At 75.3% G+C, this 21,969-nt stretch carries 9 protein-coding genes; all 9 read left to right on the forward strand.

The window, feature by feature from the left end; all coding sequences use genetic code 11:
• The first annotated feature begins 95 nt into the window (after nucleotides 1-95).
• The 9 genes from ACF089_RS04320 (at nucleotide 96) to ACF089_RS04360 (ending at nucleotide 21,968) form a co-directional block, all read left to right on the forward strand.
• Nucleotides 96-1,505, forward strand: a complete 1,410-nt coding sequence (locus tag ACF089_RS04320) for a SidA/IucD/PvdA family monooxygenase (protein WP_392021644.1) — start codon at nucleotides 96-98, stop codon at nucleotides 1,503-1,505.
• Complete coding sequence (locus tag ACF089_RS04325; protein ID WP_392021646.1) at nucleotides 1,502-7,903, forward strand: type I polyketide synthase; 6,402 nt, start codon at nucleotides 1,502-1,504, stop codon at nucleotides 7,901-7,903. Before ACF089_RS04320 ends, ACF089_RS04325 begins: the two co-directional genes overlap by 4 nt.
• Nucleotides 7,896-9,068 (forward strand): acyl-CoA dehydrogenase family protein, encoded by a 1,173-nt coding sequence (locus ACF089_RS04330; RefSeq protein WP_392021647.1) that lies wholly within the window; start codon nucleotides 7,896-7,898, stop codon nucleotides 9,066-9,068. Before ACF089_RS04325 ends, ACF089_RS04330 begins: the two co-directional genes overlap by 8 nt.
• Before the next feature lie 43 nt (nucleotides 9,069-9,111).
• The gene (locus ACF089_RS04335) at nucleotides 9,112-15,060 is read left to right on the forward strand and encodes an amino acid adenylation domain-containing protein (RefSeq protein WP_392021649.1); all 5,949 of its coding nucleotides are present in this window, start codon (nucleotides 9,112-9,114) and stop codon (nucleotides 15,058-15,060) included.
• The gene (locus tag ACF089_RS04340; protein WP_392021651.1) at nucleotides 15,047-15,880 is read left to right on the forward strand and encodes an SDR family NAD(P)-dependent oxidoreductase; all 834 of its coding nucleotides are present in this window, start codon (nucleotides 15,047-15,049) and stop codon (nucleotides 15,878-15,880) included. Before ACF089_RS04335 ends, ACF089_RS04340 begins: the two co-directional genes overlap by 14 nt.
• A 33-nt stretch (nucleotides 15,881-15,913) precedes the next feature.
• Nucleotides 15,914-16,933, forward strand: coding sequence for an ABC transporter substrate-binding protein (locus ACF089_RS04345; RefSeq protein WP_392021653.1), 1,020 nt, complete (start codon nucleotides 15,914-15,916; stop codon nucleotides 16,931-16,933).
• Nucleotides 16,934-17,020: 87 nt separating this feature from the next.
• On the forward strand, nucleotides 17,021-18,244 hold the full coding sequence (locus ACF089_RS04350) for an MFS transporter (protein WP_392021654.1): 1,224 nt from the start codon (nucleotides 17,021-17,023) through the stop codon (nucleotides 18,242-18,244).
• Nucleotides 18,241-20,235, forward strand: coding sequence for an ABC transporter ATP-binding protein (locus ACF089_RS04355; protein ID WP_392021656.1), 1,995 nt, complete (start codon nucleotides 18,241-18,243; stop codon nucleotides 20,233-20,235). Before ACF089_RS04350 ends, ACF089_RS04355 begins: the two co-directional genes overlap by 4 nt.
• Nucleotides 20,232-21,968 carry an ABC transporter ATP-binding protein gene (locus ACF089_RS04360; protein ID WP_392021658.1) on the forward strand — a complete coding sequence of 579 codons (1,737 nt, stop codon included), beginning with the start codon at nucleotides 20,232-20,234 and terminating at the stop codon, nucleotides 21,966-21,968. The genes ACF089_RS04355 and ACF089_RS04360 overlap by 4 nt, the downstream gene beginning before the upstream one ends.
• Nucleotide 21,969: the final 1 nt, after the last annotated feature.

Below are 21,969 nucleotides of genomic sequence, written 5' to 3' on the forward strand. Positions count from 1 at the left end.
ACGGGCCCTCGTACCCCGTCCGCCGATACGGGCCGCCGCGCCCGCGCCCCTCCCCGTCCGAACCCCTCTCGACAGAAGCCTGGAGCACTGAATCGATGGAGCAGCTCTCCCTGGAGGAAGCACGCCGTCGCTTCGGCACCGGCCGCCGCGACCCTAACGGTCTGCTCGGCGTCGTCGGGGCCGGACCGAAGGCCCTGGCGACCGCCGCCAAGAGCCAGGTCCTGCGGGAACTGGGCGTCCAGGTCCCGCGCGTGGTCGTCGTCGAACCCCATGGCGTGGCGGCCAACTGGACGGCGGTCGGCGGCCGCACCAACGGCCGCCCCCGGCTGTCCACCAGCCCCGAGAAGGATCTCGGATTCCCCTACGCCTCCGACGCGTACGGCCCCCTCACCACCGAGGTCAACGCCCGGATGCAGCAGTTCGGCTGGGCCGGATACCTGGTGTCCCGGGGCGAGTACGCCACCTGGGTGGACAGCGGGCGGCCCAGCCCCCGCCACTCCACCTGGGCCGCCTATCTGCGCTGGGCCGCCGACCGGATGGACTTCTGCCTGGTCCGCGGCGCCGTGTGCGCCCTGGAGATCGCGGGCGACCAGTGGGAGGTCACCGTCGAGGGAGTCGGCGGCGATGAGGCCGTGCTCCTGCTGGATCAGATGATGATCAGCGGTCCCGGCCCCCACGACGGCCTGCTCGCCGGCGAGGCCACCCGCAGCGTGGAGGACTTCTGGCGGCGGGGCCTGGACACCGACGCGCCCGAGCCGAGCGTCGCGGTGGTCGGCGGCGGCGAGACGGCGGCGGCGATCACCGAGTACCTGATGCACCAGCACGCGGGCTCCACCACCGTCATCAGCCCGCAGCCGGTCGTCTACAGCCGGGGCGAGGGCTACTTCGAGAACGCGCTCTACTCCCGGCCCGAGCGCTGGCGCGAGCTGTCCGAGCAGGACCGCCGGGACGTCATCGCCCGTACCGACCGGGGAGTGTTCTCGCCCCGGGCGATCGAGGCGATCACCACCGACGCCCGGGTGGAGCACCGCCAGGGCACCGTGATCTCGCTGCGCCGCGACGGCGGCCAGACCGAACTGTTGCTCAGCAACCCCGGCCGCGCCGACCGCGCCCTGCGGTTCGACGTCGTCATCGACGCCACCGGGGCCCGCCCCGACTGGTTCCTGGACCTCTTCGGCGCCGTGGCCCGCAAGGCGGTCCAGCGGGCCGTCGGCGACGCCGACGACGGAGCGCGGGCGCTGGAGCGCCGGATCGGCGAGGATCTCGCCCTCGAAGGCGTCGTCCCCCGGCTGCTGCTGCCGACCCTCGCGGGCTACGAGCAGGGCCCCGGATTCGCCAACCTCAGCTCGCTCGGGCTGCTCTCCGACCGGGTGCTCGGCGCGGCCCGCCGGGTGCGGGCCGTCGCGACGGACCCGGACCCGGTCGACGGCCGGGAGACCGGCGCGTTCGACGGACAGGTCCGGGCCGCCGTCTCCACAGCGGTGCTCGGCGGCGGTGAGGCATGAGCGAATGGGACACCCGGAACGACATCGCCGTCGTCGGGCTGGCCTGCCGGGTCCCGGGCGCGGACTCGCCCGGACAGCTGTGGCGGCTGCTGCTGGACGGCCGCCGCGCCGACGGGCGCGCGCCGGACGGCCGGTTCGACCCGGGCGCCGTCCCCGCGGGACTGCTGGAGCGCTCCGTCCGGGGCTCGTACCTGGACGATGTGGCGCGCTTCGACGCCGAGCTGTTCGGAGTGTCCGAGCGTGAGGCGACGACGATGGACCCGCACCAGCGCTGGGCGCTGGAGCTGGGCTGGGCGGCGCTGGAGGACGCCGGGGAGATCCCCCGGGCCCCCCGCGACGCCGGGTTCGGCGTGTTCGTCGGCTCGATGGGCGCGGACTGGGCGATGGAGCACGCGGCGGGCCGGCTGGGTCCGATCGGCCCGTCGTCGCTGGCGGGCTGGTCGCCGTCGGTCATGGCCAACCGGATCAGCCATGTGTTCGGCCTCCGCGGCCCGAGCGTGGTCGTGGACACGGGCCAGTCCTCGTCGCTGGTCGCCGTCCACCAGGCGGTGCTCGCACTGCGGGCGGGCGACTGCTCGGCCGCGCTGGTCGTCGGGGTCAATCTGAACCTCTCCACCGAGGCGGCCACGGCGACCGCCTCCTTCGGCGGCCAGTCCCCCTCCGGGACGGCCACCCTGTTCGACGACGACGCGGACGGCTATGTCCGCGGCGAGGGCGGCGCGGCGGTCGTGCTGCGCCCGCTGGCCGACGCCGTCCGGGCGGGGGACCGGATCCACGCCGTCGTCCGGGGCACCGCGGTCACCCACGACGGCGGCGGCGAGGCGCTGGTCGTCCCCACCGCCGACGGACAGGCGCGCTCGCTCCGGCGCGCGTGCGCGGCCGCGTCGGTGGAGCCGGACGGACTCGGGTACGTGGAACTCCACGGCACCGGGACCCCGGTCGGCGACCGGGTGGAGGCCGAGGCCCTGCTGCGGGTCTTCGGCGAGAGCGAGCGCGCGAACGCGAACCCGGGCGGCGGCGGTGACGGCGCGAGCGCCCCGGCGCGGCTCCTGGTGGGCTCGGTCAAGACGACCACGGGCCATCTGGAGGGCGCGGCCGGTCTGCTCGGACTGGTGAAGGCGGTGCTGGTCGCCGAGCACGGCGTCGTGCCCGGCACGGCCGGACACCGGGGCGGGGCCACGGCGCGCCGGCTCGCCGGTGCGGGCATCGAGGTGCCGGCGCGGGCGGTCCCGCTGCGCGACGGCGCCGCGGTGGGCGTCGGATCGGTCGGCATGGGCGGCACCAACTGCCATGTGGTGCTCGGCCGGTACGCGGCTGAGCCGTCCGAGTCGTCCGGCCGGTCCGTCGCCGACGAGGACGCCGTCCCCGTCGTCCCCGTGCTGCTGTCCGCCGCGAGCGAGGAGTCGCTGCGGCTGGGGGCGGCGGCGCTGGAGGAGTGGGCCGCCACCGCGACGGACGGACCGGACGCCGTCGCCCGTACGCTCGCCACCCGGCGGGCCCGGCTGCCCCGGCGGACCGGCTTCACCGTGCGCGGCGCGGACGAGCTGCGCGAGCGGCTGCGCACCGTCGCGGAGGGCGGCCGCGACCGGGCGGTCCGGCACGGCGAGGGCCCCCGCGCCCGCACCGTCCTCCTCTTCCCGGGGCAGGGCAGCCAGCGCCCCGGGGCGGGGGCGGAGCTGTACCGCCGCCTCCCCTCCTTCGCCCGGCACTTCGACGCGGTCGCGGCCGTCGCCGATCCGCTGATGGAACTGCCCCTGCACCGGATCGTGTTCGACCCGGCCCCCGAGGGCGACCCCGCCGCGGCCCCGGTGCACGCCACCCAGCACACCCAGATCGCCCTGTTCGCCCTGGGCACCGCCCTCCACCGGAGCGTGACGGAGCTGGGCGTCGTCCCCGACGCGCTCCTCGGCCACTCGGTCGGCGAACTCGCCGCGGCGCACGCGGCGGACGTCCTGACGCTGCCCGACGCGGTGCGGCTCGTCCTCGCGCGGGGCGCGGCGATGGCCCAGGCCGACCCCGGCGGGGTCATGGTGGCGGTGGAGGCGTCCGAGGACGAGGTCCGCGCGGTGGTCGCGGGACGGCCGGGCACCGACATCGCCGCGGTGAACGGACCCGCGGGCACCGTGATCTCCGGCGACCGCGCGTCCACCCTCGACTGCGCCGGGGCGCTGTCCGACCGAGGTCACCGCACCAGGGTGCTCAAGGTCTCCCACGCCTTCCACTCCGCCCACATGGACCCGGTGCTGGACCGGTTCCGCGCCGTCGCGGCCGGCATCGAGCACGGCCGCCCCGCCGTACCGGTGCTCTCCAATGTGAGCGGTGCTCTCGCCGCGGGCGACGACCTGCGCACCGCCGACTACTGGGCGGACCACATCCGCGGCGCCGTCCGCTTCGGCGACTGCCTGGAGCGGACGGCCGAATCCGGCGCCTCGCTCTTCCTCGAACTCGGACCCGGCGCGACCCTCACCGCGATGGCGCGCGCCGCCGTCCGCGCGCCCGGCGGCGGCGCACCGGCGGCCGGTTCGCTGCTCGGGGACGGCTCCGACGCGTACGGGGCGTTCCTCGACGCCCTGGTGCTCGCCCATGTCCAGGGCCACGACGTCGACTGGGCCCGGCTGCCCGGGCTCGGCGAGGGCCCGTGGGCGGCGCTGCCGACCCATCGGTTCACCGGCCGGCGGTACTGGCCCGGCGGGCACACCGCCCCCGCCTCCTCCGCCCCCGCCTCGACCGGGCCCGTCGCGCCCGAGACCGCTGCGACCGCCCCGGCCCAGGCCCCGACCGTCCCGGCTCTGGCTCCGACCGCCCCGGAGGCTCCCGCGGCCCCCGCCGCTCCCGGCGGCGACGTCCTGGGGCTCGTCCTCGCCACCGTCGCCGAGGTGCTGGGCATCCGCCCCGCGCACGCCGTGAACGCGACGGACACCCTCGCCGACCTCGGCATGACCTCGCTGCTCGGGCTGGAACTCCGCGCCGAACTCGCCGCGCGCACCGGCCGGGAGCTGCCCACCTCCCTCGTGTACGACCACCCGACCCCGGCCGCCCTCGCGGCCCGGCTGGCCGGGCCCCGCCCCGTACCGCGCTCCGCCGACCCAAGAGAAAAGGCGCGCCCGGCCGGTGACGATCCGGTGGTGATCGCCGCCATGGCCTGCCGCTATCCGGGCGGGGTGTCCTCCCCGGAGCAGCTGTGGGAGCTGGCGCTGTCCGACCGCGAGGCGCTCGGCGGATTCCCCGAGGACCGGGGCCCCGCCTGGGCCGCGCCCGGACCCTACCCCCGGTACGGCGGCTTCCTCGCGGACGTCGCCGGATTCGACGCGGCCCACTTCGGGATCTCCCCCCGGGAGGCCCGGGCGATGGACCCGCAGCAGCGGATCGCCCTGGAGCTGTGCTGGGAGGCCCTGGAACGGGCCGGGTGCGACCCCAGGTCCCTGCACGGCCAGGACGTCGGGGTCTTCCTCGGCGCGATGGCCGGGGACTACGCCACCGCCGCCCGGGAGGTCGGCGACGATCTGGGCGGACACGAGCTGACCGGGGCTTCGAACGCGGTCCTCTCCGGCCGGGTCGCCTATCAGCTGGGGCTCACCGGGCCCGCGCTGACCGTGGACACCGCCTGCTCCTCGTCGCTGGTCGCCGTCCATCTCGCGGCCGGCTCGCTCCTGCGGGGCGAGTGCGAACTGGCGCTGGCCGGCGGGGTGACGGTGATGTCGACGCCGAAGATGTTCCAGGAGTTCCAGCGTCTGGGCGGACTCTCCGCCGACGGCCGCTGCCGGCCGTTCTCCGCCTCGGCGGACGGGACGGTGTGGAGCGAGGGCGCCGGAGTCGTCGTCGTGGCACGCCGTTCCGAGGCGCGCCGCCGGGGTCTGCGGATCCTGGCGACCCTCCGGGGCAGCGCCGTCAACCAGGACGGCGCGAGCAACGGGCTGACCGCCCCCAGCGGCGCCGCCCAGCGCCGCGTGATCGCGCGGGCGCTGGCCGACGCCGGTCTGCGGGCCGAGGACGTCGACGTGGTGGAGGCGCACGGCACCGGCACGGTCCTCGGCGACTCCGTGGAGGCGCAGGCCGTCATCGAGACCTACGGGGTCCGCGACCGCGCCGCCGCGCCGGTGCTGCTCCGCTCGCTCAAGTCGGTCATCGGGCACACCCAGGCCGCGGCCGGGGTCGGCGGTCTGATCGCGATGGTGGCGTCCCTGCACGGGGAGCGGCTGCCGGCGACCCGGTACGCGGACACCCCGACGCCGAAGGTGGAGTGGCCCGAGAGCGTACGGCTGCCGGAGGAGCCGGCGGACTGGCCGCGCGGGGCGCGGGTGCGCAGGGCCGCCGTGTCCTCGTTCGGCATGAGCGGCACCAACGCGCATCTGCTGATCGAGGAGCCGGAGGCGGGCGCCGTCCGCCCGTGGGCGGTGGCCGGACGCCCCGCCGGCGCGCGGGACGCGTCCGTACCCGGCGCCGCCGGGGACTCCGTACCGGACCCGGACCCGGTCCAGGACGCCGTACCGGACGCCGTCCACGCGTCCGCGCCCGAGGACGCCGTGATCGAGGACCGCGCGGCGGAGCACTCGGGGGAGGGGCGCTCCGGGGAGGAGCCGCCCGCCCTCCCGTTCGTCGTGTCGGCGGGCGACCGGGCCACCCTGCGCGCCCAGTTGGAGCGCGTACGGACGGCGCTCGCGCGGGACCCCGGACCGGCGGGGCCGTCGCTCGCGGCCTCCGCGCTGACGCTCGCGACCCGCAGGGCCGCGCTGCCGCACCGCGCGTCCGTCGTCGCGACCGACCGCGCCGGGCTGCTCGCCGGGCTCGACGCCGCCCGGCGCGGGGAGACCGCGGACCATGTGGCGTTCGGGGAGGCGCGCGGCGACTGCGCCGTGGCCTTCGTCTTCCCCGGCCAGGGCTCCCAGTGGGCCGGGATGGGACGCCGGCTGCTGCGCGAGTCGCGGGTGTTCGCCGACAGCGTCGCCGCGAGCACCGAGGCCTTCGCCCCGTACGTCGACTTCTCCGTACCCGATCTGCTGAGCGGCGCGGACGACAGCGAACGGGCCAGGGGCCTGGAGGCGATCCAGGTCTCGCTCTTCGTGACGATGGTCGGGCTCGCGGACCTGTGGCGCGCCGCGGGGGTGGCCCCGGACCTGGTCATGGGGCACTCCCAGGGCGAGGCGGCCGCCGCCTGCGCGGCCGGGGCGCTCGATCTCGCGGACGCGGCCCGGGTGGTCGCCGTCCGGGCCCGGCTGCTGTCCCGGCTCTCGGGCAGCGGGGCCATGGCGGTCATCGGTCTCGACGGACCGGCGGCGCGCGAGGAGCTGGCGAACGCTCCGGCGGACGAGCGCGGGGTGGAGGTCGCGGCCGTCAACGGCCCCGGCAGCACGGTGGTGTCGGGCCCGGTGGACGCCGTACGGGCGCTCGTCGCCCGGCTGGCGGCGGCGGGGGTGCGGACCGCCACGGTGGCCGTGGACTACGCCTCCCACTCCGCCATGGTCCAGCCCGTCGAGGCCGAGCTGACGGCCGCCCTCGCGGGCATCACCCCGAGGGAGGCGCGCACCCCGTTCTTCTCCACCACCCGGGCGGCCTGGCTCTCCGGCGCCGAACTGGACGCCGGCTACTGGTACGAGAACCTCCGGGGCGAGGTGCACTTCGCCCGCTCGGTGGCGGCGCTGGCCGGCTCGCGGCGCACCGCGTTCGTCGAGATCAGCCCGCACGAGGTGCTGACCTCGCCGATCACGGCCACCCTGGACGGACTGGAGGGCGGCGCCGACACGATCGTGCTGGGCAGTCTGCGGCGCGACCGGGGCTCCCACCGCGACTTCCTCTCCTCGGTCGGGCTGGCCTGGACCCGGGGAGTGCCGGTCGGCTGGACGGCGGACGTCTTCGGCGGACCGGTCGCCGAACCGGCCGATCTGCCGCCGACGCCGTTCGCGCACCGGCGGTTCTGGATCAGCCCGGGCGCGCCCCCGGCGCCGGTCCCGTCCGCCCCGGCCCCCGCGGCCGGGACGGCCGGGGCTCCCGAAGCCGCCCCGGCCGGGGACCCGCCGTCGCCGGCGGCGCCCCGCGCGGACACGGCGGTCCTGACGGCGGTCGCCCGGGTGCTGCATCTGAGCCCCGCCGACGCCGACGAGCGCCGGCACCACAGCTTCACCGAGCTGGGACTCGACTCGCTCACCACGGTCGATCTGCGGCGGCGGCTGCGGGACGCCCTCGGCGTCACCGTCCCCGTCCAGGTCTTCGGGACGCACAACACCCCGCTGGCCCTCACCCAGTGGGTGCGGCAGGCGCTCACCACGACATCCGGCGGCCCGGGGGCGAAGGCCGCCGGGGCCGCCGGGAAACCACCCCACCACGACCGCCCGGCGGACCATCCGGTCACCCCGGCCCCGGCGACGGTCACCGCGCACAGCGAGGAGTACGGCGATGAGTGAACAGGGACGGCGCACAAGCGCCTTCACGGAGGCCGACGCGGCCTTCACGGACGCTCTGCTGCCGGGTCTGGTGACACAGCTCGGGGAGATCGGGCTGATGGAGCTGGAGGGCGAGGGCAGTCCGGTGCTGGACCTGTTCCGCAAGGCGAAGGGCCCGGGGCTGCTGATCCCCCGCCGCCACGGCGGCCACGGGCTGGACTGCCGTGACGCCCTGCGGGTCCAGTCGGCGCTCGCGACGCTCTCCCCCTCGCTGGGCGTGGGCACGATGATGCACCACCTCGCGGTGGTGTCGTTCGTGGAGTATCTGCGCGTCCACGTCGGCGACGACGCCCCCCAGTGGGCGCTGCTGGCGTCGGTGGCGCAGCGCGACCACCTCCTCGCCTCGGCCTCCTCCGAGGCCCGCCGGGGCTCGGACGCGCTGGTGCCCCGGACCACCGCCACCCTCCAGGAGGACGGCGGCTATGTCCTCGAAGGCTCCAAGAAGCCGTGCAGTCTGGCCCGTTCCATGGACATCCTCACCAGCAGCGTGCTGGTGCGCTCCGACGACGAGCGGGACGGCACGGTCGCCCTCGCCGTCATCCCGGCCGCCATCGAGGGCGTCGGGGTACGGCCGTTCTGGCGCAGCCCGGTCCTCGTCGCGGCGGAGAGCGAGGAGGTCGTCCTCGACCGGGTGCACGTCCCCGCGGCGATGGTGGTGCCCGGCGGCCGCCCCGAACGGGGCATGGACGAGCTGCAGGTGCGCGCCTGGACCTGGTTCGAGGTGCTGGCCTGCGGCACCTATCTGGGCACCGCCCAGTCGCTGTTCGACCGGGCGGCGGGCGCGTCCCGGGTGGACCGCCGCGCGCTGGGCGAGCTGGCCGCCGAACTGTTCGTGTGCCGCAGCGCCTGTGAGCGGGCCGCGGCCACCTTCGACGCGGGCGGCGCCGCCGAGACGGCGATGACCGAGGCGCTGCTGGCCCGGCTGTTCGTGGAGGAGCGGCTGCCCGATCTGTGCGCCCGCCTCGCCCGGCTGCTCGGCGGACTCGCCTTCGTCACCGGACCGGAGGTGGCGTATCTGGTCTCCGCCTCCCGGGCGCTGGCCTTCCATCCACCGCGGGGGGTGTCCAGCGCCGAGGCGCTGGGCGGGCGGTTCACCGGCGCCCCGCTCGACCTTTCGATCTTCTGAGGAGCACGTTCGTGTCACGTCATCGTACGGAGGCGGTCTGAGCATGGGGACACCAGTGGCCCATATCGTGCTGCGGGTGCGGGGCGCCGTGCCCGCGCGCCGTTGGGCGGAAGCGGCGGGTCCGGGCGGGTCGCCCGGCGCCGCCGTGCCGGTGGATCTCACCGACCGGGGGGAGGCGGCGGCGCTCGCCGCGTTCCGCGAGGTGCAGGCGGCGCAGTGGCACGACGCCCTCGGCCGCGACGGGGGCTGGACCCTGCGCGTGGTCCGGCTGCCCGCGCCCGCCGACGGCCGGGGCGCGCTCGACCTCGTCTCGGTCGTCGCCCCGCGCACACCGGGCCGCGCCCGGCTCCCGTACGAGGTCGCGCACGAGCTGTGCGCCCGTCTCGCGCTGCCGGACGGACCCGGCGACACGCCGTTCCCGACCGCCCCGCCCGCGCCTTCCGGGCCTGAGGCCGCCCGCTACCCGAGGCGGCGGCTCGTCCGGGCGACCCCGTCCGGCACGGACCCGGCCGGTCTGCTGCGGTCGCTGATGCCCGCGGTCAGCCCCGGCGAGGTGCGGGCGGTCCTGGGGGCGGACGCTCCCGCGCCGTCCGCGCCGGACCCGCTCGGCGGCTCCCTGCTGATCGACCGGCCCTGGCTGTGGACGATCCCCGCCGACGCCGCCGGCCGGGACGCCGTGATCGAGATCGCCGAGCACAGCGAGGACCCGCGGCACGCCTATCCGCTGGCGGTCGAGCTGCGCCCCGACGGGACGGTCGTCGTCGATCACGACATCCGGTCCGTCGCGCCCGAGGACGTCGACCGCCTCGTCGGCCTGCTGAGCCGCGGCGAGCGGCCGCCCGCGCCGGACAGCACGGCGCTGCCCGCCCGTATCGCCCGGCAGTTCGCCCGCACCCCCGACGCCCCGGCGGTGCTCGCGGGCGAGGACGCCGTCTCCTACCGGGCGCTCGACGAGCGCTCCTCCGAGATCGCCGCGCTGCTGCGCAAGCACGGCTGCGGCCGGGGCAGCACCGTCGGCATCGCCCTGCCGCGATCCGTCGACGCCATCGCCGCGATCATCGCCGTGGTCCGCGTCGGCGGGGCCTATCTGCCGCTCGACGTCGCCTATCCGCGCCCCCGGCTGGCCTTCATGGCCGCCGACTCGGGCGTGGACACCGTGATCGGCGACGGCACGACCCTCGCGCCGTACGCGGAGACCGGGACCACCAGCGCCATCGACCTCGCGGGCACGGACGGACTGCCGGGCGACCCCGACTGGGCCGACACGGGCGACGACGACGCGCTGTACGTCCTCTACACCTCCGGCTCCACGGGCACGCCCAAGGCCGTGGTGCACACGGTCGGGGCCATCGGCAATCTCGTGGACTGGCACACCCGCACCGCCACTGCGGAGACCGGGCCGAGGGTGCTCCAGTTCGCCAGCCTCAACTTCGACGTCGCCAGCCAGGAGATCCTCACCGCGCTCGCGGCCGGCAAGTGCCTGGTCCTCCCGCGCGACGAGGAGCGCACCGACCCCGAGGCGCTCGTCGCGCTGATGGCCCGGCAGCGGGTCACCGAGTTCTTCTGCCCGCAGGTGATGCTCCAGGAGATGTGCCGGGCGGCCGGCGAGACCGGCGTCGCGCTGCCCTCGCTGCGCCACATCTACCAGTCGGGCGAGCCGCTGGTGATGAACGACGGCATCGGCCGCTTCCTCGACGCCCATCCGCGCACCACCCTGCACAACCACTACGGCCCCACCGAGACCCATGTCATCACCGCCTACCCGCTGCCCCAGCGGGGCCGCGGACACGCCAAGGGGCCGGTCGCGCTCGGTCCGCTGCTCGACACCTGCCGGGCCCATGTCCTCGACACCCGGCTGCGCCCGGTCGGTCCGGGCGAGGTCGGCGAGCTGTACGCGGCGGCCCCCCAGCTCTCCCGGGGCTATCTGCGCCGCCCGGGGCTGACGGCGGAACGCTATGTCGCCGACCCGTTCGGCGCGCCCGGCGCCCGGATGTACCGGACGGGCGACCTGGTGCGGCTGCTGCCGGACGGCGGGCTCGCCTATGTGACGCGCGCCGACGCCCAGACGAAGATCCGCGGCCACCGGGTCGAGCCCGACGAGGTCACCGCGCGGCTGCTGGACCAGGCGGAGGTCGCCAACGCGGCCACGGTCGCCCGGCAGGGCGCGTCCGGCGCCAACGTCCTCGTCGCGTACGTGGTGCCGCGCGCCGCCGGGGACGGTCTCGCCGCCCGGCTGCGGGAGCGGCTCGGCGCGTCGCTGCCCGACTACATGGTGCCGTCCGCGGTCGTCCTCCTGGACGCCCTGCCGCTGACGCCCAGCGGCAAGGTGGACAAGGCCGCCCTGCCCGACCACACCGCGCTGCCCGCCGAGCCCGCGGGCGCCCGCAGGACCGGCCCCCAGGCCGAACTGGCCGCCGTCTGGACCGAGATCCTCGGTGTCGCCGAGGTCGCCGACGAGGACGACTTCTTCCAGGTCGGCGGCAGCTCCCTCACCGCGATCCAGGTCGCCTCCGCCGTACGGCGGCGGCTGGGCATCCGGCTCAATGTGCCCGACGTCGCCGAGCACGCGCGCTTCGACGCCCTCGCCGCGCTGGTCGCCTCCCGGGCCTCGGCCCCCGCCCCGGCCGACGCCGAGCCCGCCCTGCGGCCCCGGCCCGCCGAGCGCTACGAGCCCTTCGACCTCCTCGACCAGCAGCAGGCGTATCTGATCGGACGCGGCGGCGACATCGAGGGCGGCGGAGTGGCCTGCCACCTCTACCTCGAGTACGAGGGCGAGGAGGCGGCCCCGGACGCCGGCCGCGAGGGCCCCGGCGTCCGGATCGAGGACGTCCAGGACGCGCTGCGGCTGCTGATCGACCGCCACGACATGCTGCGGACGGTCTTCGACGAGCAGAACATGACCCAGCGCGTGCTGCGGCCCGAGGACGTCCCGCCCTACGTCTGCGAGATCGTCGACGCCGTGGACGACCCGGCGGCGGCCGCCGCCGTCCGCGACCGGCTGTCCCACGAGAGCCGCCCCCCGGGCGTCTTCCCCCTGTTCAACGTGGTGTTCGTCCGGCTGCCCGGGCGCGGACTGCGGATGTGCGTCAGCATCGACGCCCTCCTCGCGGACGCCCGCGGCATCCAGGTGATCTTCGACGACTGGTCCGCCGCCCTCCGGGGCGACCTGGCCCCCGCCCCCGGCGCGCCCACCTTCCGGGAGTACGTCGCGGCGGTGGCCCGGCTGCGCGAGCAGCCCGAGTTCGAGCGGGCGGCCGGCTACTGGCGCGAGCGGATCGACACCCTGCCCTCCGGCCCCCGGATGCCGCTGCTCCGGGACCCGGCGGGGGCCGCCGCCCCGGTCTTCGTCAACCGCCGCCACACCCTCGCGGCCGACCGCTGGGCACGCGTCCGCGCGGAGGCGGCCCACCGCGGCCTCACCCCCACCGCGGTCGTCCTCAGCGCCTACGCCTGGGCCCTCGCCCAGTGGGCGGACGAGCCCAGATTCCTGCTCAACGTGCCGAGCATGAGCCGCCACCCCGTCCACCCCGACGTCGACGGCATCGTCGGCGAATGCGCCTCCTTCACCCTGCTGGAGGTCGACACCGCGGGCGCCGGCGCCTTCGACCGGCTCGCCGCCCGCGTACAGCGCCGGCTGCTCAGCGATCTGGACCACCGCCACTTCACCGGCATGGACGTCACCCGGGAACTCATCCGCCGCAACGGCGGCGTCACCGAGGCGCTCGCGCCCGTGGTGATGACCAGCGAACTCGGCGTCGGCGACGGCGTGGACGAGATCTTCGGCGGACGGCTGCGCGAGACCTACGCGCTCAGCCAGACCCCGCAGGTCTGGATGGACCTGCTGCTGCGCGAACGCGCCGGAGCCCTGGTGCTCAACTGGGACGTGGTCGAGGAACTCTTCCCGCCGGCCGTCGTCGACGGGGTGTTCCGCCTGCTGATCGCCCAGCTGGAGGCCCTCGGCGACACCGCCTCCTCCTGGTCCGAGCCCCCGGTGGCGGCCGTCGCCGAGACGGCGGCCCGGGAGCGCGGCGAAGGCCCCGCGCGCACCGCCCGCGACGTCCCGCCGCACACCGTCGTCCGCGAGCGGGCCCTCCGCGACGCCGGCGCCCCCGCCCTGGTGGACGGGGACACCACCGTGACCCGCGGCGAGCTGGCGGCCGCGGCCCGCACCCTCGCGCTGACCGTCGCCGACGCCCTCACGGCCGCCGGAGGACCGCCCGGCGCGCCCGTGGCGGTCCTGCTGGAGCGCGGCTGGCGGCAGTACGCGGCCTGCCTCGGCGTCATGGAGACCGGCCGGGCCTATCTGCCCCTGGACGCCGAACTGCCGCCCGAGCGGATCGCCGCCGTGCTGCGGCAGGCCGGCGTCCGGGTGGCGGTGACCGGCACGGCGACCCGCGCGCTCGTCCCGTCCTCGGTGACCGCCGTCGACGCCGACGCCGCCCTGCCCGCGCCGCCCGGCGCGGACGGAGCCTCCTGGCGCGACCCCTGGCCCGGCGAACCGTCCGGCCGCCCCGGATCCGCCTGGGCGTACGTCCTGTTCACCTCCGGCTCCACCGGCGAGCCCAAGGGCGTGCCGATCACCTTCGACGGACTCGCCAACTGCGTCGAGCACACCATCGACCGCCTCGGACTCGACGAGACGGACGCCTCCCTGGCGGTGGCCTCCCTCCACCACGACCTGTCGCTGTTCGACCTGTTCGTGATGCTCGGCGCGGGCGGCACGGTCGTCCTCGCCGGACGCGGCCGGGACGCCGACGCCCAGGAGTGGGCGCGCGCCGTCAACCGGTACGCGATCACCTCCGTCTGCGCCGCGCCCGCCGTCGTGGAGATGCTGCTCGACGGCGCGGGCGGCCCGGCCGGACCCGGACTGCCCTCGCTGCGCCGGGTGCTGACCGGCGGCGACTGGGTGCCGCTGCCGCTGCTGGACCGGCTGCGCGCGGCCGCCCCCTCGGTGCGCCCGGTGAGCATCGGCGGCCCCACCGAGACCACCGGCTGGAACATCGCCCACGAGGTGGACGGCCCCGACGCCGTCGGCGCCGACTGGTCGACCGTCCCCTACGGCCGGCCCATCCCCGAGACGTACTACCGGGTGGTGGACGGCGACTTCCGGGACCGGCCCGCGTGGGCGAGCGGCGAACTGGTCGTCGCGGGCGTGGGGGTGACGCCCGGCTATCTCACCGCGGACGGGCTCTCCCGCGACCGCCACGCCGCGGACCCCGACACCGGCGAGGTGTTCTTCCGCACCGGCGACCTCGGACGCTTCCGCGACGGACTCGTCGAGTTCATCGGCCGCGCCGACGACCAGGTCCAGATCCGCGGCCACCGCGTGGAGCCCGGCGAGGTGACCGCCTTCCTCAACGGCCTCCCCGGAGTGCGCCGTTCCGCCGTGGTCCCGCTGCCGGGACCCGTACGCGGCTCGGTCCGCGCGCTCGTCGCCTTCGTCGTACTCGCCGACGGCGTCGACGTCCGCGCCGTACAGGGATGGGCCATGAGCGGGCTCGCGCCCGCGCTGCGCCCCCAGCGCCTGATCGCCGTCCCCACCCTGCCCACCAGCCGCAACGGCAAGGTGGACCGGGCCGCGCTGCTGCGCGCGTACGAGAACGAGCACGCGGGCGACGGCGACGGCGCGGCGGCCGACGACGGCGGGTCCGTGTCCGACGGCGCGCTGGAGTGGCTGGTCCGCGATGTGTGGAGCCGCCGTCTGGAGGTGGACCGCGTCCTGCCGGACGACAACTTCTTCCTGCTGGGCGGCGACTCCCTCGTCGTCTCACGGGTGGTGCTCGACCTCAGGGCGATCCTGCCCGGGGCCCGCATCCGGCCCGGCGGCATCTTCTCCACCCGCAGCGCCGGGGAGTTCGCGGCCCTGCTGCGCCGCACCGAGGCCGACCCCGGCCGGCTGGAGGAGATCGCCGGCCTGTACCGCGAGGTCGCCGCGCTGAGCGACGACGAACTGGACGCCTATCTGGAGGGCGAGGGCGATGACGACGAGTGAACCGGCCGAGCGGCCGCTGCCGTATGTGCGGGTCCCCGGACCGGTCCGCGGCCGGTGCGCCCTGATCACCGGGGCCAGTTCGGGACTCGGCGCGGCCTTCGCCGACCGGCTCGCCCGGCGCGGCTACTCCCTGGTGCTCGTCGCCCGGGACGAGCACCGGCTCGCGGCCGTCGCCGAGAAGGCGGCCGAACGGTACGGGACCCGCTGCGAGGTGCTGACCGCCGACCTGGCGTCCGCCGCCGACCGCCGCGCCGTCCTGGAGCGCATCGGCGAGGGCGTCGACTTCCTGGTGAACGCGGCCGGGTTCGGCGTCTCCGGAGCCTTCTGGTCCGTGGACCGCGCCGAACTGGACGCCCAGCTCGCGGTGAACGTCACCAGCACCCAGGAATTCACCCACGCCGCCGTCGCCCACATGCTGGAGCACGACGGCGGAACGGTCGTCAACCTCTCCTCCATCACCGGCCTGGTGCCGGGCCGGGGATCGACCTACGCCGCCTCCAAGGCGTGGATCCTGTATTTCTCGCAGGGGCTGAGCCACGCCCTGCGCGGCACGAACACCCGGGTGATGGTCCTCGCCCCCGGATTCGTGCGCACCGAGTTCCACGCACGGGCGGGCATCGACGTGCGCACGGTCGGCGACGGCTGGTGGATGGATCCGCACGCCGTCGTCGACCAGTGCCTCGTGGACCTCCGCAGAGGAAAGACGTTCTCGATGCCCGGGATCCGCAACAAGGCGTTCATCGCCGCGGTCTCCCGGTTGCCGAGGGCGCTCGCCCAGCAGGTGAACCGGATGCTCGGTAACGCCGGCGCGCGAGCGTAGGACAAGAGAAGAATCAGCGAAAGAAGAAGAACCATGAGCAAGCGTCGTGTCCTTGTCGCAGCGGCCCTGGTGGCCCCGCTGCTCCTCGGTGGCTGCGGTACGTCGTCGGAGAAGGACGGTGCGGACGGCGGCAAGGGCGGGGAGAAGGCCCCCGCCGAGAAGACGACCCGCAGCATCACCCACGCGCTCGGCACCCTGAACGTGCCGACCGCGCCCAAGTCCGTGGTCGCGCTGGACGAGGTCGCCGGACTCACCCTCGTATCGCTCGGCATCAAGCCCAAGGTCGTCTACAAGGCGAGCGCCCAGCCGCGCGCCCAGGAGATCCTGGAGGCCGAGGGCGTCGAGGTGCGCGACGTGACCGTCGGCACCCTGCCCTCCATGGAGAAGCTCACCGTCGACGGACCCGACCTGATGGTCGGCACCGGCGCGGCCGGACCGGCGGGCGTCGGCCACAAGAAGCTGACCAAGCTGGCCCCGACCGTCGTCCTGCCCATCGAGGGCACCTGGCGCGAGATCGTCGCCGACACCGCCGGCTACTTCGGCAAGGAGGAGATCGGCAAGCGGCAGATAGCCGCGACCGAGGCGCTCCTGAAGAAGCCGGCGGAGGCCAACAAGGCCGAGAAGGGCGACCAGACGCTCTCCCTGCTCGGCAACTCCTTCGGGCAGAACGACTTCACCATGCCCCCGCACGTGCCGATCTCCACCCTGGTCTCCGAGGCCGGATTCACCCGGCCCGCGTTCCAGCAGCGCAAGGTCAAGGGCTACTCGGTGCCGCTCTCCTCGGAGTACCTGTCCGAGCAGGACGCCGAGCTGATCGTGATCCCCAAGGGGGCCTACTACGACCCGGCCGCGCTCCAGAAGAAGCCGACCTTCAAGGAGCTGAAGGGCAAGGTCGTCATCCCGGACGCCGACATCTGGTACGGCATGTCCGGATTCGCCTTCTACGCGTCCGCGCACGACCTGAACACGCTCGCCTCCGGACAGGGCGAGCTGGCCTCGAAGACGACCGTCCAGAAGGTCTGGAAGACGTACCTCTCCGAGACGACGAAGTAGTCCGTCCCGCGGTGCCCCGGAACGCTCCGGGGCGCCGCGGTCCGTCGAGATCCATTGATCAGAATCCGTACCGGCCAGGGAGAATTGGTGGCAGAGGGGAAAGGAACCGCGGCGCCGTTGTGGCTCATCGCGCTGTTCCTGTCGATATTCACGTTCTACACGGACGATCATGTGATCGCCGGGATACTCCCCGAGCTGGCCGAAGGGCTCTCGGTCTCCGAGGCCCTCGCCGGTCAGCTCGTCACGGTGTTCTCGCTGACGATCGCGCTCGTCACACCCCTGGCCGGACTGCTGCTGTCCCATGTCGCCCGGCGCGCGGTGGTGCTGAGCGCGCTGGCCGTCTTCACCGCCGCCAATCTGGCCGCCACCGCGACCGACTCGTACGCGGTCATGGTCGGGCTGCGCGTCGCCGCCGCCCTGGCCGCCGCCGCGGCCACCCCGCTGATCTTCGCCAGCACCGCCGAACTGGCCCCGCCGGAGCGCCGGGGACGGTACCTCTCCGTCCTGGCGATCGGCGTCACCGGCTCCATCGCCTTCGGAGTGCCCCTCGGCAGCTGGATCGGCACCGGGCTGGGCTGGCAATCCACCTTCGGCTCCATGGCCGCCCTCGGCGCACTGAGCCTGGTGCTCGTCGCCCTCTTCCTGCCCGCCACCGAGCCGACCGTCCCACTGCCCCTGCGGCAGCAGATCCGCGCGCTCTCCGCCCGCCCGATCTCCCTCGCCCTCACCGGCGGCGCGGTGGCGATCATGGGCTCGATCATGCTGCTGACCTATCTGGTCCCCTATCTCCAGAGCCTGCTCAGCGCCGGTGACAGCGTGCGCGGCCCGGTCTTCGCGGTCCTCGGCGTCGCCGGCACCGTCGGAGTCTTCGCCGGCGGCTTCGCCACCGACCGGCTCGGCGCCGACCGCACCATCCGGCTCGGCCTCGGAGCCTTCACCGCCGTGATGATCGCCCTGGCCGCGCTCTGGTGGCTGCGGCCCGTCCCCACCGCGCTCTTCCTGCCGCTGGTGGCCCTCTGGGGCGCCCTCGCCTACCTCAGCTCGCCCGCCGTCCAGACCCGGCTCCACCAGGTCGCCGGCGAACTCACCGCCCAGGCGCTCGCCCTCAACACCAGCTTCGGCTACCTCGGCATCGCCCTCGGCGGAGCGCTGGGCGGAGTCATCGTCTCCCAGGCGGGCGCGGGCTGGCTGCCCGTCGCCACCGCCGTCACCTCCCTGCTCGCGCTCGGGCTGATCACCCTCGCGTTCCGGCAGCCGACCACCGCCCCCGTGCCCAGCGGCGCCGGCGACCAGCAAGGAGCGCCCCAGTGAGCCAGACCACCACCGGCGTCGACACCGCCGCACCGGCCGCCCGGCCCGAGGAGGACCCGCCCGCGAACACGGCCCCGGCCGCCCCCGCGCCGCCCGCCGACGCCCCCGCCACCCTCGGCGCGCTGCTGCGCCCGGTCCGCGCTCCGCTCGTCGTCAGCGCCGCCCTCGCGGCCGTCGCCGCCTTCGCCGGCGTCGTACCGCTCATCTGCCTGGTCGAGCTGGCCCGGGTGCTGCTGCCCGGCGTGGACGGCGGCGCCGTCGACGAGGACGCCGCCTGGACCGCGGCCGGGATCGCCGCGGGCGCGCTCGCCCTGCGGCTGGTCCTCACCCTCGCCGCCGCCACCGTCTCCCACCTGGCCGACGTCCGCCTGGGCTCCTCGGTCCGCCGCTCGGTGGTGCGCCGGCTCGGCCGGGTGCCGCTCGGCTGGTTCACCGAACGCAACTCCGGCCTGGTGAAGAAGGCCGTACAGGACGACGTGGGGGCGCTCCACCACCTGGTCGCGCACTCGGTCACCGAACTCACCACCGCCGTCGTGGTCCCCGTCACCATCCTCGGCTATCTGCTGCTCACCGACCCGCTCATGACGGCCGTCACCCTGCTGCCCGTCCTCGCGGGCATGCTCGGACTGAAGATCGCCACCCGGGGCACCACCGAGAAGATGGTCGAGTACGCGGCCTCCCTCGGCCGCCTCGGCTCGGTGACCGTCGGCTTCGTCGACGGCATCACCGAAGTGAAGTCCTTCGGCACCATCGGACGCGCCCACCGGGCCTACCGGGAGGCCGCCGACGACTTCGACGGCAGGCACTACGCGTGGATGCGGTCCAGCTCGGCGGGCGCGACCTTCATGGAGCTGGCGCTCTCCCCGATGACGCTGCTGCTCACCACCACCGCCGCGGGCGCGGCCCTGCTCAACGCCGGATGGCTCGACGGACCGCTGGAGCTGCTGCCGTTCATCGTCCTCGGACTCGCCATCCCCGCACCCGTCCTGGCCGTGGGCTTCAACTACCACGCGCTGCTCGCCGCCCGCGGCGCGGCCGACCGCGTACGCCAGATCCTCGCCGAACCGGAACTCCCCTCCGTCCCGCACGGACCGCAGCCCTCCGCCACCGGCTCCACCATCCGCTTCGAGTCGGTGGACTTCGCCTACGGCGACACCTCCGCGCTGCGCGGAATCGATCTCACCCTCGCCCCCGGCACCATGACCGCCCTGGTCGGCCCCTCCGGCTCCGGCAAGTCGACGCTCGCCAAACTCCTGGCCCGCTTCCACGACCCGGCGTCCGGCCGGATCACCGTCGACGGCGCCGATCTGCGCCGGCTGCCCTTCGCGGACCTGTACGGACACATCGGCTTCGTCTTCCAGGACACCACCCCGCTGCGGATGTCCCTGCGCGACAACATCCGGCTCGCCCGGCCCGACGCGAGCGACGAGGACGTGATGGGCGCGGCCCGCGCCGCCCACGTCGACGAGGTGATCGAACGGCTCCCCAAGGGCCTGGACTCGGTCATCGGCGAGGACGCCACCCTGTCCGGCGGCGAGTGCCAGCGCATCGCCATCGCCCGCGCGATCCTGGCCGACCGGCCCGTCCTCATCCTCGACGAGGCCACCTCCGCCGTCGACCCCGACAGCGAGGCCAGCATCCAGCAGGCGCTGAGCGCCCTCGCCGCCGACAAGACGGTGCTGGTGGTGGCCCACCGGCTGCACACCGTCCGCCACGCGGACACCATCGTCGTCCTCGACGGCGGCGAGATCGCGGCCGTCGGCACCCACGAGGAACTGCTCGAAGGCGGCGGGCTCTACCCGGCGCTGTGGGCGGCCCACACCGGGGAGGACCCCGCCGGGCGACCCGGCGACCAGGACCCGGCCCCGAGCGAGCCGCCCGGGCGCCCGGCCGGCGAACCGGCCGGGGAACCCCCGCCGCCGGCCGACCCCGCCGGGGACCGGGCCGACGACGACCGCAGCGACCGCCGGGAAGGACCCGCAGCACCATGATCCGCGATCTGCACGCCCTGCTCGACGACACCGGACGGCGCCAACTGCGCGCCCTGCTGCTGCGGATCACCGCCGCCGCCGTCCTCCAGGCCCTCGCCGGCTGCACCCTCATCCCCCTGCTCGGCGCCGTCTTCACCGAGGACTGGCAGTCCACCTGGACCTGGGCCGGAGTCCTCGCCGGCCTCGTCCTCGCCCACCATCTGCTGATCCTCCGCAACCATCTGCGCTCCGGCGAACTGTCCAGCCGGCTGCTGCGGCTGCTCCACACCCGGCTGGGCGAGACGCTCACCACCATCCCGCTGGGCTGGTTCGACGCCGGCCGCTCCGCGAAGGTCAACCGGCTCGTCACCAAGACCGCCATCGACGTCGCCACCGCCCCCGCCCATCTCGTCTCCCCGGTCATCACCGCCTTCGTCACCCCCGCCACGATCATCGCCGTCACCCTCGTCGTCCGCTGGGAGATCGGCCTCGCGCTGCTGATCGGCGCACCCCTGCCGCTCCTCGCCTACCGCCTCTATCTGCGGGTGATCGAACGGGTCGAGAACGACTGGGAGGCCGGCACCAACCGCGCCTCCGCCCAGGTCCTGGAGTACGCCACCCAGCAGCCGGTGCTGCGCGCCTACGGCCGCGGCGCGGACGAGGGCGGCCCGCTCGGCGCGGCCTTCGCCGAACAGGACGCCCAGGCCCGCCGGATGGTGATCGGCAGCTCCGCCGCGAGCGCGCCGCTCTTCCTCGCCCTCCAGACCGTGCTGACCGCCGTGCTCGCCCTCGTCGTGCACCTGTCCCTCGCGGGCGACGCGGACATCGCCGTCCTGCTGGCCGTGATGGTGCTCGCGGTACGGTTCGTCGAGCCGCTCACCGCCGTGGCCGAGGTCGCCGGCGGACTGCGGATCGCGGCCGTCGGAATGCGCCGGTTCCAGGAGGTGCTCTCCGTCCGGCCGCTGCCCGAGCCCGAGGAGGCCGCCCCCGCGGGCGCGCCCACCGTCGAATTCCGCGACGTGGACTTCGGCTACGAGCCCGGCCGGCCCGTGCTCCGCTCGCTGTCCTTCAGCGCCGCCCCGGGCACGCTCACCGCCCTGGTCGGCCCCTCCGGCGCGGGCAAGTCCACCGTCCTCTCCCTCATCGCCCGCTTCTACGACCCCGGGCCCGGCGCGGGCACGGTGCTCGTCGGCGGCCGCGACATCCGGGAACTGGGCACCGAGGCGCTGATGCGCCAGCTCTCCCTGGTCTCCCAGGACCCGTACCTCTTCGAGGACACCATCGAGAACAACATCCTGCTGGCCAGGCCCGGAGCCACCCGGGACGAGCTGGAGCGGGTCGCCCGGCTGGCCCGCGTGGACGAGATCGTCGACCGGCTGCCCGACGGCTGGGACACCCGCGTCGGCGAGGGCGGCTCCACCCTGTCGGGAGGCGAGAGGCAGCGCGTCTCGATCGCCCGCGCCCTGCTGAAGGACGCCCCCATCGTCCTCCTCGACGAAGTGACCTCCTCCCTCGACGCGGAGAACGAACGACTCGTGCAGCAGGCCATCGCGCGACTCGCCGAGGACCGGACCGTCCTCGTGGTCGCGCACCGGCTCCAGACCGTCCGCGGCGCCGACCGCATCATCGTCCTCGACGAGGGCCGGGTGACCGAATCGGGCACCCACACCGAACTGATGGAGCACGACGGCACCTACCGCCGCTTCGTGGAACTCCGCCGGCAGGCGGACTCCTGGAAGCTCACCCCCCGCTGAC

It is taken from the genome of Streptomyces sp. NPDC014894 (assembly GCF_043080985.1).
Classification (GTDB): domain Bacteria; phylum Actinomycetota; class Actinomycetes; order Streptomycetales; family Streptomycetaceae; genus Streptomyces.